Origin of the sequence: Collinsella aerofaciens (assembly GCF_028207065.1) — a bacterium.
Taxonomy (GTDB): Bacteria; Actinomycetota; Coriobacteriia; order Coriobacteriales; family Coriobacteriaceae; genus Collinsella; species Collinsella aerofaciens_AR.
In genome coordinates this window covers 1-14,343 of the sequence record NZ_JAQLFP010000028.1, presented here as the reverse complement: position 1 = coordinate 14,343, position 14,343 = coordinate 1, and the positions used below count along the sequence as shown (strand labels likewise).

The 14,343-nt window shown below is 62.3% G+C and carries 12 protein-coding genes; 3 read left to right on the top strand and 9 right to left on the bottom strand.

The genetic code is table 11. The features are described from left to right. Nucleotides 1-12: 12 nt before the first annotated feature. Both PMX72_RS08245 and trhA read right to left on the bottom strand, forming a co-directional pair. The gene (locus tag PMX72_RS08245) at nt 13-1,386 is read right to left on the bottom strand and encodes a hemolysin family protein (RefSeq protein ID WP_271729625.1); all 1,374 of its coding nucleotides are present in this window, start codon (nt 1,384-1,386) and stop codon (nt 13-15) included. A gap of 108 nt (nt 1,387-1,494) precedes the next feature. Further along, nucleotides 1,495-2,178: a PAQR family membrane homeostasis protein TrhA gene (trhA, locus tag PMX72_RS08240; RefSeq protein ID WP_271729626.1), complete on the bottom strand. Its 684-nt coding sequence runs from the start codon at nt 2,176-2,178 to the stop codon at nt 1,495-1,497. A 186-nt stretch (nt 2,179-2,364) separates the two neighbouring features. Here trhA and PMX72_RS08235 point away from each other — a divergent pair, with 186 nt between their 5' ends. Further along, a complete protein-coding gene (locus PMX72_RS08235; protein ID WP_271729627.1) occupies nt 2,365-3,330 on the top strand; it encodes an alpha/beta hydrolase in 966 nt (321 codons plus the stop codon). 131 nt (nt 3,331-3,461) lie between these two features. Here PMX72_RS08235 and PMX72_RS08230 read toward each other — a convergent pair whose 3' ends face one another. From PMX72_RS08230 to PMX72_RS08205, 6 genes are all read right to left on the bottom strand, one after another. Then, nucleotides 3,462-4,667, bottom strand: a complete 1,206-nt coding sequence (locus PMX72_RS08230) for a DUF362 domain-containing protein (RefSeq protein ID WP_271729629.1) — start codon at nt 4,665-4,667, stop codon at nt 3,462-3,464. A gap of 203 nt (nt 4,668-4,870) precedes the next feature. Continuing rightward, nucleotides 4,871-7,537 (bottom strand): ABC transporter permease, encoded by a 2,667-nt coding sequence (locus PMX72_RS08225; RefSeq protein WP_271729630.1) that lies wholly within the window; start codon nt 7,535-7,537, stop codon nt 4,871-4,873. Nucleotides 7,538-7,545: 8 nt separating this feature from the next. After that, complete coding sequence (locus PMX72_RS08220) at nt 7,546-8,259, bottom strand: ABC transporter ATP-binding protein (protein WP_271729631.1); 714 nt, start codon at nt 8,257-8,259, stop codon at nt 7,546-7,548. A 240-nt stretch (nt 8,260-8,499) separates the two neighbouring features. Continuing rightward, nucleotides 8,500-9,705 carry an ABC transporter permease gene (locus PMX72_RS08215; protein WP_271729632.1) on the bottom strand — a complete coding sequence of 402 codons (1,206 nt, stop codon included), beginning with the start codon at nt 9,703-9,705 and terminating at the stop codon, nt 8,500-8,502. Then, nucleotides 9,692-10,879, bottom strand: a complete 1,188-nt coding sequence (locus PMX72_RS08210; RefSeq protein WP_271729633.1) for an ABC transporter permease — start codon at nt 10,877-10,879, stop codon at nt 9,692-9,694. Before PMX72_RS08210 ends, PMX72_RS08215 begins: the two co-directional genes overlap by 14 nt. 9 nt (nt 10,880-10,888) lie before the next feature. After that, nucleotides 10,889-11,827, bottom strand: a complete 939-nt coding sequence (locus PMX72_RS08205) for an ABC transporter ATP-binding protein (protein WP_117773693.1) — start codon at nt 11,825-11,827, stop codon at nt 10,889-10,891. Between the two features lie 211 nt (nt 11,828-12,038). Between PMX72_RS08205 and PMX72_RS08200 the strand changes: the two genes are divergently transcribed. Continuing rightward, complete coding sequence (locus tag PMX72_RS08200) at nt 12,039-13,184, top strand: sensor histidine kinase (RefSeq protein ID WP_117778699.1); 1,146 nt, start codon at nt 12,039-12,041, stop codon at nt 13,182-13,184. Further along, nucleotides 13,181-13,810, top strand: coding sequence for a response regulator (locus tag PMX72_RS08195; RefSeq protein WP_238057409.1), 630 nt, complete (start codon nt 13,181-13,183; stop codon nt 13,808-13,810). The genes PMX72_RS08200 and PMX72_RS08195 overlap by 4 nt, the downstream gene beginning before the upstream one ends. A gap of 78 nt (nt 13,811-13,888) precedes the next feature. Here the strand turns inward: PMX72_RS08195 and PMX72_RS08190 are convergent, their stop codons facing one another. Next, nucleotides 13,889-14,134, bottom strand: a complete 246-nt coding sequence (locus PMX72_RS08190; protein WP_271729634.1) for a hypothetical protein — start codon at nt 14,132-14,134, stop codon at nt 13,889-13,891. Nucleotides 14,135-14,343 lie beyond the last annotated feature (209 nt).

Below are 14,343 nucleotides of genomic sequence, written 5' to 3'. Positions count from 1 at the left end.
CTCTTCCTTGTCCTACTCGTCGCCGTCGTGCGGATTCGCGGAACCCGCACCCGACGTCGTCGGCTCGTCTACCGAAGACTCGGAATCCTTCTTATCGGTTTCGGCCGGAGCGATCACGCGAATGAGCGAGATGCGCTGGCCACGCATCGACTGCACTTTAAACTTGTACCCCGCGACCTCAAACACCTCTCCGATGTCGGGCACCGAGTCACAAAGCTCCAAGATCCAGCCGGCGATGGTCTCATAATCATCGCTTTCCTCGAGCGGCCAACCAAGCTCAATCGCGTCATCGCACGAAAAACGCCCATCGACGAGCCACTCGCGGCGCGAAAGGCGCGTGAGATACTTGTTGTCGGGGTCGAACTCGTCCTCGATCTCGCCGACGATCTCCTCGACGATGTCTTCGATGGTGATGATGCCGGCCGTGCCGCCGTACTCGTCCACGACGACCACGATCTGGTCGTGCGAGGTCTGCATCTCTGACAGCAGCGGCAGGATGTCCTTGGTGTCGGGCACAAAGGTGGCATCGCGCAGGTAATCGGCGATGGGCTGGTCGCCCTTGCCGTCGAGCGCGGGCTGGATCAGGTCCTTGATGTGCGCGATGCCCGCGACGTTGTCGGGGTCCTCGTGATAGACGGGGATGCGGCTGAAGCCGGTCTGGCGCATGGTGGACAGCACGTCGGCGACCGTCTCGTCGTCCTCGCACATGGTGGTGTCCACGCGCGGCACCATGACCTCGCGAGCCACGGTGTCGCCCAGATCGAAGATCTCGTGGATCATGCGCTTTTCCTCGTCGAGCAGGTCGTCCTGCTCCGAGACCATGTACTTGATCTCTTCTTCCGAGACGTTCTGACGGTCGTCGGCGCTCTTGATGCGCAGGATGCGGGCTAGGCCGTCGGAGCAGGCACCGGTCAGCCACACGAGCGGGCGGGCGATCTTTTGGAAAAACGACAACGGTCCCACGACCTGCTTGGACACGCCCTCGGCATTGGCCAGGCCGATGCGCTTGGGGACGAGCTCGCCGATCACGATGGACACAAAGGCGACGGCGACGGTGATGATGACCGGCGCCAGGCCGCTTGCGATGGCGGAAAGCGGCGCGATGCCAAAGCTCATGAGCCACGTGGCGAGCGGATCGGACAGGCTCGTCGAGGCGACGGCGGACGAGGCGAAGCCCACGAGCGTGATGGCGACCTGGATGGTAGCCAACAGCTGATCGGAGTCGGCGGCGAGCTGGACGGCGCGCTCGGCGCGCTTATCGCCCTCCTCGGCATCGTGCTCCAGCACGGCGCACTTAGCCGTGGTGAGAGCCATCTCGGACATAGAGAAGTAGCCGTTGATGAGGGTCAAAACGAGGGTGGTGATAAGGGAGATGGTTATGTCCATCGGGAGTTTCTCGAACCTCCAAGATTCGGGACGTTGGGTAGTAAGCGTAGGTGACGGATAGGGCAATTGCGCCGGTCGCCCGTGCGAGCGGGGCCGTGGGCGCGGTCGCTAGATTACGAAGAGGATCACCGCCATGAACTGGAAGATGCTGCCGGCGAGCACCCACAAGTGGAAAACACTGTGCAGATAGCGCACGTTTTTGGCGATATAGAACGGCACGCCCGCGGTGTAGCACACGCCGCCGACGGCGAGCAGGGCAAGTGCCACGGGGTTGAGCAGCGCCACAAGTTCGGGCAGCTTAAAGACAACGAGCCAGCCCATCAGCAGGTAGACCAGGCCGCTTGCCCAGTGCGGTTGACGCTCGCGCATAAAGCACTCGAGGGCGATGCCGATAATGGCGATGGCCCATACGGCAAAGAACAGCACGGCGCCGCCGTCGTTTGCGAGCGTGATGAGGCAAAACGGCGTATAGCTGCCGGCTATGAGCAGGTAGATGCAGCTGTGGTCGATGATGCGGAACACGCGCTTGGCGCGCGCGGGTTGAATCGCATGGTAGAGCGTGGAGGCTAGGTATTCGAGAATAATACTGGCGCCGTAGACGATTGCCGCGGCCATGTGGGCCGGGCCACCGCCGCGCAGTGCAGCGAATACGATCAGGAGCACCAGACCCGCGATACCCAGCAAGCAGCCGACACCATGGGTGACGGAGTTCATGATCTCCTCGCCCACCGTGTAGTGCGGAACGGCCGCGGCCTTGGGTCGCGGCTTGGAACTGTCGCTCGAATCGGACATGCCGGTTACATCCTCCAACGTAAAGAGTTCTCAACACTATATCAAAGCGTCTGGGTGCGTGCGAAATTTGCACCATACGTGACCCTTTGTTTACCCATTCTTTGCCTGTTGACGCATCAACGGCGAACGTCCATAATGCGCTTGCATTAAATGTTGATGCATTAACATCTTATAGGAGAATACCGCATGGCTCAAAACGCACATTCCCATCGAAAGCTCAAGATAGCCGGCATCGTTGCACTGGTGCTCGTTGTCGCGCTGCTGGGGTTTGCCGGCAACTTCTTGTTCGACTTTGCCCTGAATCCCCAAGCGCCCTACACCATGAAGATGATGCAGGACGGCAAGGACGCCGAAAAGGGCGAGCAGATTGACGCCGAGGAGGGCGAGGCACGGGCGTGGTTTAAGGAAAACCGCGAGAGCAGCAGCCTCACCGCGGACGACGGGACCGAGCTTGCCGCCTGGTATTTTGCTGCGTCGGAGAGCACGCACGACTACGCCGTCTGCCTGCATGGATATACCAACGAGCCCATCGGTATGGCCCGATACGTCAAGCGATTCCACGACCGCGGCATGAACGTACTCGCACCCGCCGCCCGCGCCCACGAGCGTTCCGGCGGTGACTACATCGGCATGGGCTGGCCCGAGCGACTCGATGTCGTCGCGTGGATCGGGCGGATTGTTGCGGCCGATCCCAAGGCGCGCATCCTGGTCTTTGGCGAGTCGATGGGCGCGGCGACTGCCATGAACGTAGCGGGGGAATCTCTGCCCGCAAATGTGAAATGCATTATCGAGGACTGCGGCTATACAAGCGTTTGGGACGAGTTTTCTCTGCAGCTCAAGGATGTATTTGGCCTGCCCAGTTTTCCCTTGCTCGATGTGGCCAACCTGGTATGCAACGTGCGCGCAGGCTACGACTTTCATAAGGCGAGCAGCGTGGAACAGCTCAAGCGCGCGACGGTTCCCATGCTTTTTATCCACGGTGACCAAGACACCTTTGTACCATACAGCATGCTCGACCAAAACTACGAGGCGTGCGCCAGCAAGGTCAAGCAAAAGCTCACTATCCACGGCGCCACCCATGCCAAGAGCGCGCAAGTCGACCCCGAGCTCTACTGGAATACGGTCGACGACTTCCTCGACGAGAATTTTTAGGCAAATAGTACGGTTTACTGGTCTATCTGACCCCTAGCACTTCCGAAAATCCGCCCGCGAGCGCTGTGCTCGCGGGCGGATTTTGCTTGAATTAAGCCACGAATGCGCTTGATATGTCCAATAACTAGATGCTATTTGACCTCGATGAGCTCGTACTTGCTCGTGCCCAGGCCGATCTTCTCGGCATGCGCGATGCACGCGCGCCAGTCGGTGTCGGGATGCGTGATGCAGAAGGGATCCTTGGCCTGCTCGCCCTCCAGATGCTCGTGATTATGCTCCATCTTGGCCGCGCTGTCGGTAAGCTCGGTGTTAGGCAGCGGCTCGGACGCCAGGACGGCGTCGGCGCAGGCCTGGTCGATGGCGACCGGGTCGAAGCTCGCGAACATGCCGATGTCGTTGACGATGGGCGTGTCGTTTTCGGGGTGGCAGTCGCAGTTGGGGCTGATGTCCATGGCAAGCGAGATGTGGAAGCTGGGGCGATCCTGAACAATGGCCTTCGTGTACTCAGCGATCTTGTAGTTGAGCACGTCGGCCGCGGCATCATAGTCGGGCTTGATGCAGTCCTGGTTGCACGCCGCGATGCAACGGCCGCAGCCCACGCAGCGATCGTGGTCGATAGCGGCAACGTGAACCGTACGGGTTTTGCCGTTGGCAAGCTCGCGCTCACGCGTACCGTCAAACGTGATGGCGCTGTGCGCGCATATCTTCTCGCAGGCACGGCAACCTACGCAGTTGGTGGTATCGACGCTCGGCTTGCCAGCGGCGTGCTGCTCCATCTTGCCGGCACGGCTACCACCGCCCATACCCAGGTTCTTCATGGCACCGCCAAAGCCAGCCTGCTCATGGCCCTTAAAGTGGGTGAGGCTGATCACGATGTCGGCATCCATGAGCGCCTGACCGATCTTGGCCTCGCGCACGTACTCGCCACCCTCGACCGGGACGAGCGCCTCGTCGGTACCTTTGAGGCCGTCGGCGATGATGATCTGGCAGCCCGTGGCGTACGGGGTAAAGCCGTTCTGGTAGGCGGTGTCGATGTGCTCGAGCGCATTTTTGCGGCTACCCACATAGAGCGTGTTGCAGTCGGTAAGGAAGGGCTTGCCGCCCAGCTCCTTCACGACGTCCGCGACGGCTCGGGCGTAGTTGGGGCGCAAAAAGCTCAGGTTGCCCAGCTCACCAAAGTGAATCTTGATGGCGACAAACTTGTTCTCAAAGTCGATCCGCTCGATACCAGCGCGGCGGATGAGGCGCTTGAGCTTGTCGAGCTGGCTCTCGCGAGCATGCGTGCGCAGGTTGGTGAAGTACACCTTTGCCGGTGCTGCGGGTGCGGTTGCGGTCATAGATCTATCCCCTCGGTCTATATGGCGTTACAGACATAGAGGATGGTACCCGTTGAAGTGGGGTTGAAGTCAAGCACGGCCACTCATTGGGGACAGACTTAAATGAGTGCCGCCAGGGACAGTCCTTGCCAGTCCGGCCGGCGAGCCGGCGGATCGGCAAAGACTGTCCCCAACGACTAGTCATTTAAGAACGTCCCCAATTGCTACTCTTGCACCTTGAGGGCTTCGGCCAGGCCGACGCGCTTGATAGAGCGCGTGTGTAGCAGCGCCACGACCAGGTAGGTCGCAAAGCCAATGCCGACGCATGCAGCCATGGACCAAGCGGGCACGTAGATCTCGATATTGCCGTTGTAGGCGAGCAGCATCGAGCGGAAGATGGCCGTGAGCGAGCCAATAATGACCGGCAGGCTCAGCACGAGCGACGCCGCCACGCACAGCGTGATCGAGCGGATGTACAGATGCGAGATCTCACTATCGCGATAGCCAAAGACTTTCATGTAGCTGATCGAACGGGCGCTGTGGTCGATCACCGCTTTGGTCAGCAGGTACATAAACAGCAGGAAGATAAACACCGCGAGCCCGATCATCATTCCGATCATTTTGCTCATCATGCCGATGAACTGGTCACCCACGGCGCGCATGTCGTCGGGCGTGGTGTCGCCGGCAAAGTAACGAGCATCGAGGTCGAGCTTCTCGTCGCTCACATAGCCGTTAAAGTAGGCGGCGTCGTTGTCGAACAGCTCGTTAAAGTCGTCGATACTCATATAGATATTCATGTCCGACTTGGAGCCCCAGGCACAGTCCTTGCCCGCGTACTCAAGGGAATAATGCTCGCCCTCGTACTTGTCGCTGAGCGTGACCTTCTGGCCCTCGCTCCAGCCAAACTTGTCGAGCAGGCCGCCGCCAAAGACAACGCGCCCATCGCCGACGTCGAGGCCCTTCCAGTAGCGCGAATCGGACGAGATGCCGTAGACAGAAATCGTCTCCTCGCCATTACCGTCGCCACGGTCGTACTGCAGCTGGTAAACGGCATATTTCTCGGCCTGCGCGATTGCGCCCGCGCCGTTGTCGGTCGTATTGACCGGGTGGATATCGTCGTTGTCAGTGTCGATCTTAGAGGCCTTGTCGATCAGGTCGATAGCCTCATCGCGGTTGCAGCCGAGGGCATCGGCAAGATCGTCAAGGCGCGCGTAGAGCGCATCCTTCTTGTCCTGGACCTTGGCAAGCGCATCCTGCGCTGCGGTCAGGCTCTCGGCAGACGGAGATGCGGTCGCGGCATCGGCTGCCGTCTGCGCCGCATCGGCCGCGCCGTCAAGCTCGTCATCGGCATCCTGGGCGGCAGAAAGCAGCGCGCCGTCAACCGACTGCAAGCGCTCGAGTGCCGACCACTGCTCGCGCTCCTCGGCAGTGCCCTCGAGCTCCAGCGGCGCCTTGAGTGTGTACTGATGCTCGGCGACCAGGCTCGTCTCGAGGTTGTCCGCGTAGTGCGTCATCGTGGGCAGAATCGCCAGGCCAAAGAGCAAAAGCAGCGACCCAAACGCGATGCCCACGAAGAGCGTGGCGAAGTTGCCCAGGTTGCGCAGGAAGACGCGCAGGCGGAAGCGGGAGACAAAGCCCATGCGTTCCGGCAGCTGCAGACCGCGCTTGGTACCCGACTTGCCACTCGCCTCGTGACGAAGGAACTGCAGCGGCGTCTTGCCCATTTTGCGGAGCAGACCCACCAGCGTGATGAGGACGAGCGCGGCGGCGGGGACCACAGCGCACTTCACAAAGATCTCCCAGCTCCAGTACACCTGGAAGGGTGGCAGGCTGTACGAGCCGTAGTAGAGACCGCGCATGGGCTCGGTAAAGAACGCAACGCCGAGCGCGGTGCCCAAAAGTGCCGCGAGCACGCCCACGATGGCGGGAAGTGCCAGGTAGTGCAGCACGATCTCGCGACGGCGATAGCCGCTGGCGAGCAGCGTGCCGATGATGGCGCTCTCCTCCTCGATGGTGGCGTCGGTAAGGACCACAAAGACGAACGCCATGATCACGATGATGATGTCGAGCAACGTCATCCACATCATGGAGTCGCCGTCCACGTCGTCGCGCGCATAGCCAATGCCCTGATTGGAATCGGCATCGATCAGATCGTCCACGCGCGCATCGGCATCGGTCAGCGCCTCGACCATATCCTGCTCCGCATCGATGCGATCCGCGGTGGGGAGATCGCGGTCGGTAAAGGTAAAGGAGTAGGTGTAGGCAGGCGCGCCGCCGGCATCCTCGAGCGCGGTAAAGCCGGCGTCGGTGACCTCGGCCACGCCGTACGTGATGGTGTTCACCGTGAAGTCCGAATTGTTGAGGAACAGCGCCTGGCTATCGGGCTGGGTCATAATGCCGCAGATGGTGTAGGTGCGACCCTCGAGCTCGACCCTATCGCCCACGGCGAGGTCGTTGTTGGTGGCAAAAACGCGGTCGATGGCCACCTCGTCGTCCACCTTGGGCTGCCTGCCCTCACAGTAGGACGCGATATCGACCTTGGTGCGGTGCGCATAGGTGCGCAGGGTGCGCTTGGTGCCGTCGTCGCCAGCCGCCTTTTTGATGATGGCGTCGATGGAGAAATTCTTGTAGAGCGTGACGCCGCCGACGTCGTCGGCTGCATCCTCGGCTGCCTTGAGCTGGTCTTTGGTGGCCTCGAAGGAGGTGGTCACGCGGCCGTCCTCGATCGTGTACGCATCGCGCATGTCGTCGATAAGGCAACCGATGGAATGCGCCGCGAGCAAAAAGCCCGAGGTAAGGGCGATACTTCCGCACATAAGCAAAAAGATGCCCAAGTACTTACCGACATTGCGGCGCAGCTCGCGCGGGAGACGTTTTGCGAGAGGTGTCATGGCGCCGCCTACCAATCGAGCTCGGCGGCGGGCACGGGATCGGCGTTGAGCTCGTCCTCGACAATGCGACCGTCGCGCAGGCGCAGCACGCGGTTGGCCATGCGGGCGATGGCGGCGTTGTGGGTGACGATGATGATGGTGCAGCCGTAGGCGCGGTTGACGTCCTCCATGAGCTGCAGGATTTCCTTGGATGTCTTGTAGTCGAGCGCGCCCGTGGGCTCGTCGCACAGCAAGAGGCCCGGATTTTTGACGAGCGCGCGGCCGATGGCGCAGCGCTGCTGCTGGCCGCCCGAAACCTGACGCGGAAACTTGTTACGGTGCTCGTAGAGGCCCAGCGAGCGCAGCAGGTCGTCAATGTTGAGCGGGTTTTTGGACAGGTGCGCCGTGACCTCGATGTTTTCCTTGATGGTAAGGTCGGGCACCAGGTTGTAGAACTGAAAGACAAAACCCAGCTCGCGGCGGCGGTACTCGCCCAGATCGGCAGGCTTGAGCACGGTGAGGTCGCAGCCGTCCACCATGATGGAGCCGCCGTCGGCATCCTCTAGGCCGCCGATCAGGTTGAGAAAGGTCGACTTACCCGAGCCCGAGGGCCCCAGCATGACGCAGATCTCGCCGCGGTTGATGGACGTGTCGATGCCGTCGAGCACCGTCAGGCGTGCATCACCGTCGCCATAGTGTTTCTTGAGCCCTTTGACCTGGACATAGGCTTGCTTTGTCGCCATGCTATCCCCCGTTGTTAGCCTTCTGCTACTTTTCTAGGCTAATAGTAAACCCCGGCGAACTATTTTTAAGCGACGTGCGCGAACTATTTTCCAACCTATTCATTGGGGACAGACTTAAATGAGTGAAATCGCTCATTTAAGTCTGTCCCCAATGAGTGGTCCCCAAGTGCCGACATATTGGGACAATCCCTGCCAGCCCTGCCGGCGAATCGGCAAAGACTGTCCCCAATGACTAGGCGGCTAGGCGTGGGATTTGGCGCGTGCGAGGGCTAGGCCTACGGCGGCGATGGCGGCGGCGAAGAGCACCGTGACGCCTAGGTCGCAGGCGATGTCGCCCAGCACGGCAGACGTCAGGTCCGCGGCGAGCGCCTTGCCGGTCGCGTCGTTCACCCAATACGTCGGCACAAAGTGCGCCACCGTCTGCACGGCCGAGCCCATGAGCGACAGCGGCATCCAGGCGCCGCCCAAAAACGTCATGAGCATGCCGAGCAGGTTGCCCACACCGTTGAGCAGCTCCTCGCGCGCGCCCAGGCTCGACAGCGTAAAGCCAACGGCCAGCGGCGTGCACGCCAGGGCAAACGTTGCCGCCAGCGCCAGGCACACGCGACCCACGCCGACCTCGGCAACCGCGCTGGCAAAGCCCACGACGCCCATCATGCTCGACACGAGCCAGATGCAGACGGTGAGCACGGCGGCGGCCGCGAACACAGCGAGCGAACGCTGGCGCTCAGAGACCGGGCTGGCATGCATGCGGCGCACGCGCTCGGGCTCGTTCATGCCCGAGAACACCAGTCCCACCGACACGATGACCGACGAGATGATCGCGTACGCGCCAAAGTTGAAGTACGACTCGAGCGTGGTAGCAGCAGTCGAGTCGACCTTGACCTGCTCGATCTGGACCTCCGCGCGCTTTGCGGCCGCGTGCTCGGCGGCCCTTGCGACGTCGCCGTTGGAGGCAGCGGGTTCAAGCGCCGCCGCGGCGCCCGCGAGCGAGATCCAGCGCGAGGCCTCGGCAGACGAGAGCGCCGCCGCCATGGTGCCGGAACCGTAGGTCACGTCGAGCTTGGGCAGGGCCTCCCCCGCACGGGCGGCTGCAACAAGATCGTCCTCAAACCCCTCCGGGATAAAGAACACGCAATCGGCACTGCCCTTGGCGCTGTTGCTCTTGGAGAGCGCATCGGCAAGGTCGTACGCGTCGTCGCCGATGCCCGTGACCAGGTCAAAGCGTGAGCCCAGGTGCTTGGTAAGCGCCCGCGAAAGGTCGCTATTGTCGCGGTCGACCACGATCACGTTGGTGTCGTAGGGCTTGTACTCGGTAAGCTGCGACGAGTTCCAGCTCACCGAGGCCGCGATGAATACGCCCATGAGCGAGATGAACACCGTATAGATGAGCAGGTAGAACGGGTGCGCCAGCGCCATGCGAAGCGCGGTCTTAAAGGTGCTCATAGCGGCTCCTTCCAAAGATCAGCGTAGCGGCGACGACAAACACCAGGGTCATCAGGACGAGCGCGCCGGCGCGGACGGCGAAGGGCCCCAGATCCTCAAAGAAATACAGGCGGTTGAACATGTCGCAGATGAGCTTGACGGGGTTGAGCCAGCACTCGGCCGGGCAGGCGCGGGCGACATCGTCGGCAAGCGCCATCGCCGGCTCGCCGTAGAGTCCGGCGAACAGGGCGCACGTGGTAGCGAAGCCCGTGAGGATACCGTACTTGGACGCCTTGCCGCCCTTAACGGGAAGCGTGCCCGCAAAGAGCCCCAGGCCCGTGGCGGCAAGCGCGGATGCAGCACCGCCCAGCAGACACAGCCCCTCGCGCCCACCAAAGTCGACGCCAACGACTAGACGCACGTAGCCAATCGCGATTGTCATCGAGGCAAATGAGACCAGCCACGAGCCGACAAAGATGCCGGCCAGCGACGCCGTCTTGGAAAGGCCGCCCACGCAGCGGCGCGCACCAAGGCCCGACAGATTGGGCTGCAAATCGACGACGCTCAAAGCGGCAAACTCGGCAGACATCATCGCGACCAGACCAAAGAGCGCGTAGTAGTAGATGACCGTGCCATCGGGCGTGGCACGAGTCAGGCTCATGCGGCGGGTTCCGCCCTCGAGCGACAGGGCGTGCGCAACCGCCGCCGGATCGGCGAGCGCCGCCGGGTTGTCCTGGGCAATCTGGCGCATGAGCTCGACATTTTGCGTATACGAGCTTGCCACCGTTTCAAGGATGCTGCGGTCGGTGAGCACCGACGAGGCGCGCGAGCTGTCGTAACTCGACAGCAGCGTGAGCCTGGGCGTGCCCGCGGCATCAACCGTATAGATGCCCGCGACCTCGCCGGCCTTGAGCGCTTTGCGCGCGACAGCCAAGTCTTCGTACTCGCTCACATCGAGCAGCTGATCGTCGCCTGCCTTGGCAAGCGAAGCTGCCACATCCTTAAAGGTCGAGGCATCCCAGGCCTCGTCCGCCACGACGGCAACCGGCACCGGGTCGACCGTGCCGTCGGAGCTGAGGTTCGCAAACATAAACATGAACATCGTGGAAAGCGCGATAGGAAAGAGAGCGCCCCAGACCCACGTGCTCGGCCGGCGCAGCAGCGTCTTGACCGTGGTGATGATGGTGTTGAACATGGCCGCCCCCTAGTCGCGCAGCTCGCGGCCGGTGATCTCGAGGAACACGTCGTTGAGAGTCGGCGGCTCGCTCCACACGCGGCCGAGCGCCACGTCGGCAGCACGCAGCGTGTCGAGGATGTCGACCAGATTGTGCGGGCTCGCCTCGCAGGTGCAGACGAGCTCGCCGCCGGACAGCTCGACCGAAAGCACGTGCTCGAGGGCGCGCAGTCGCTCGACCGTGGCGGCCTCGACGGCACCGACCTCAACAGTCACGCGCTCGCCCATCTGGATCATGCGCTTAAGCTCGTCGTTGGTGCCCTGCGCCAGCACGCGGCCGCCGTCCATGATCATGATGCGGCTGCAGATCTGCTCGACCTCCTCCATGTAATGGCTGGTATACACCACCGTAGCGCCCTCGTCGCGCAGGCGGCAGATGCCCTCCAGGATGGCGTTGCGGCTCTGGGGGTCGACCGCCACCGTGGGCTCGTCAAAGAAGATGAGCTCGGGCTTGTGTGCGATGCCGCAGGCAATGTTGAGGCGGCGCGCCAGTCCGCCCGAAAGCTTGCCGGGACGAAACTTGGTAAAGTCGCCCAGCCCGACAAAGTCGATCGCCTCGTCCACCAGCGCGCGGCGGCGCTTGCGGTCGTTAACGTAGAGGCTGCAGAAATAGTCGATGTTCTCGCGCACCGTGAGCTCGTCAAACACCGCCACCTGCTGCGGCACCACGCCGATGCGGCGCTTGAGGTCGTAGCGGGCGGGCGTCATGGGCTCGCCGAACAGCTCGATGGTGCCTTTGTCGTAGGCGAGCAGCTGCAGGATACAGTTGATGGACGTGGTCTTGCCCGAGCCGTTGGGGCCCAGCAGGCCAAAGATCTCGCCGGGGGCGATGCTCAGGTTAAAGTGGTCGAGCGCAATAAGATCGTCATAGCGCTTGACGAGGTTTTCGACATGGACGATGTCTGTCATGAGGCGGCCCTTCTGTTGGTCGTGGCCCGGTACGATTTCATCATCGCAGGAGCGGGCGGCGCGCACCAGTGAGCTTTGTCACGAGTGAGGGGGGGCGGAGGCGAAACCCCCGCTCGCGCGAGCGATCGACGCCGATTTGCCGCGCGGGAGGAATGTCACGGTTGCCCCGGGCGGCCCCTCCACCACGCGCGGCTTCGCGTACAATACCCGTATGAACAGGCTTTTCGACAAATCGATTGTGCTGGCGTGCTGTATCGCAGCCGCTCTGGGCCTTGCTGTGGACGCTCGCCTGGTCGCGGCGTTTTGCCTTGGCGTTATTGCCACCTCGCTGGCTGAGCTCGCGCAGGGGAAAAGCGCCCGGCGCGCGAGCGAGACCGCGAGCTGCGCTTACATCATCGCGGCTGTCTTCGTGCCGCCGTTTGTGCCGTTTGCGCCTCTCGCCCTCTATGACATCGCGCGGCGGGTGCGCCGTGAGCACGCCTGGGCCGCGCTGGGCATTGGCGCCACCTTTGTCTTTGCGCTTGTCGCGGACCTTCGCACCGACGCGCTCACCGCCCGAACGCTCCTGCTGACTGCCATCCTTTCGGTTGCCGCTACCTTGCTATCGCTGCGCACCGCCCAGTTGGAACGCGAGCAGCAGCGCATGCGCCGCACCCGCGACGAGCTGCAGGAACGAGCCCTCGCGCTCGAAGCGCGCAACCGCGATCTTGCCGATCGCCAGGACTACGAAGTCGAGCTCGCGACGCTCGCCGAACGCGCCCGCATCGCGCGCGAGATCCACGATAACGTCGGGCACCAGCTCACGCGTACCTCGCTGCAGACCGAGGCCCTGTGCATAGTCCACGCCGATGAACCCGGCGTCGCCGCCGATTTCGCCGACGTCAAGCACACCGTTGACGAGGCGCTCCAGCTTGTGCGCACCAGCGTCCACGCGCTCAACGACAACGCCGTCGATCTTTCCGTGCAGCTCGAACGCATTGTTGAAGGCGCACGCTCGGACGGCGGCCCGCAGATTGAGCTTGAAGTTATGACCGAACATGCGCCCGCAAACGTCGCCAACTGCTTTGCGGCGGTCCTGCGCGAGGCGCTATCCAACACCATGCGCCACGCCCGCGCGCAAAACGTTGCTGTGCGATGCATGGAGCATCCATCGTTTTACCAGCTCATCGTTACCGACGATGGCATGGGCGGGACCCAGACGGGCGGTCGCGGCGCCGCCGAGGGCATGGGGCTCGGCTCCATGCGCGAGCGCGTCGAGGCGCTTGGCGGCACCTTCACCGCCGGCCCGCGCGCCGGCGTCGGCGGCTGGCGCGTGTTTGCCACCGTCCCCAAACAGCAAGGAGATGAGGCCCGATGAGGCTCATTGTTGTCGACGACGACCGCCTAGTGGTCGATTCGCTCAAGATTATCCTGGGCGCCCAGCCGCAGATCGAGGTAGTGGGCACCGGCGCCAACGGCAACGACGCGGTTTCGCTCTATGCCGAACACGCACCCGATATTGCACTGCTCGACATTCAGATGCCGGGACGCGACGGCCTATCGGCGGCGCGCGAGATCCTCGAGCGCGACCCTGCGGCGCGCGTGGTGTTTCTGACAACATTCTCGGATGACGAGTACATTGTGTCGGCGCTCAAGCTGGGCGCCCGCGGCTACCTGATCAAAACCGATGTCGCCGCTATTCCACCGGCGTTGGCGCAGGTCATGGACGGCAAACGCGTGCTCGAGGGCAAGGCGATCGAGGACATCGATTTTGACGGGACAGGCGCCGATGCCAGCACGCCTCGCCGACCCGCCGCCTTTGCCAGCCTGACCGACCGTGAGTTCGAAGTCGCCGAGCTCATCGCCCGCGGCCTCGATAACAAGGAGATTGCCGCCGCCGCTTACATGGGCGAAGGCACGGTGCGCAACCACATCAGCTCGATCCTTGCCAAAATGGGCCTACGCAACCGCACGCAGATCGCCATCGCCTCCCTGCGAGGGTAATTACCCAACAACCGACCACCCCGGCATAGCAAAATGGCTGCTATCGATTTAATGCCATTTCAAAACTATGTCGGTTTACTACGATGAATCGCCCACCTTCGACCACGGCAAATTGCGCGCTTCCAAAACCGCAGGTAGAACGCTTGCGATATTTAGAAAAATGCAGTCATGGTCGGGAATGTCGAGTTCATCGTAGTAAACCGGCATATTTTTGTTCGGGCGGCCCTGCACGAGCGCCTCCGCAAGCCTCGCGAGACCAAAATGATCCGTTTTCCTCCGTTCCCAAGGGATCAGCTGGAACCGCTCGCCACGAAACCTGCCCATCTACTACGTTTGACTCGATACCCCCGACCATACCCCCGTTTTCCGGAAAACCGCAGGCGTTCTACCTGCAGTTTTGCTTTTGCGTTTTTCGCCATGGTTGAGGGTAGCGGCTTAAACGTAGTAGATGGGCCCATTTCGTGGCAGGCGGGTCATTTTCGGGCTGGACGGGTCGCGCGGCGGCCCACCCGCGCGTTCACGCGCGGGGCCGG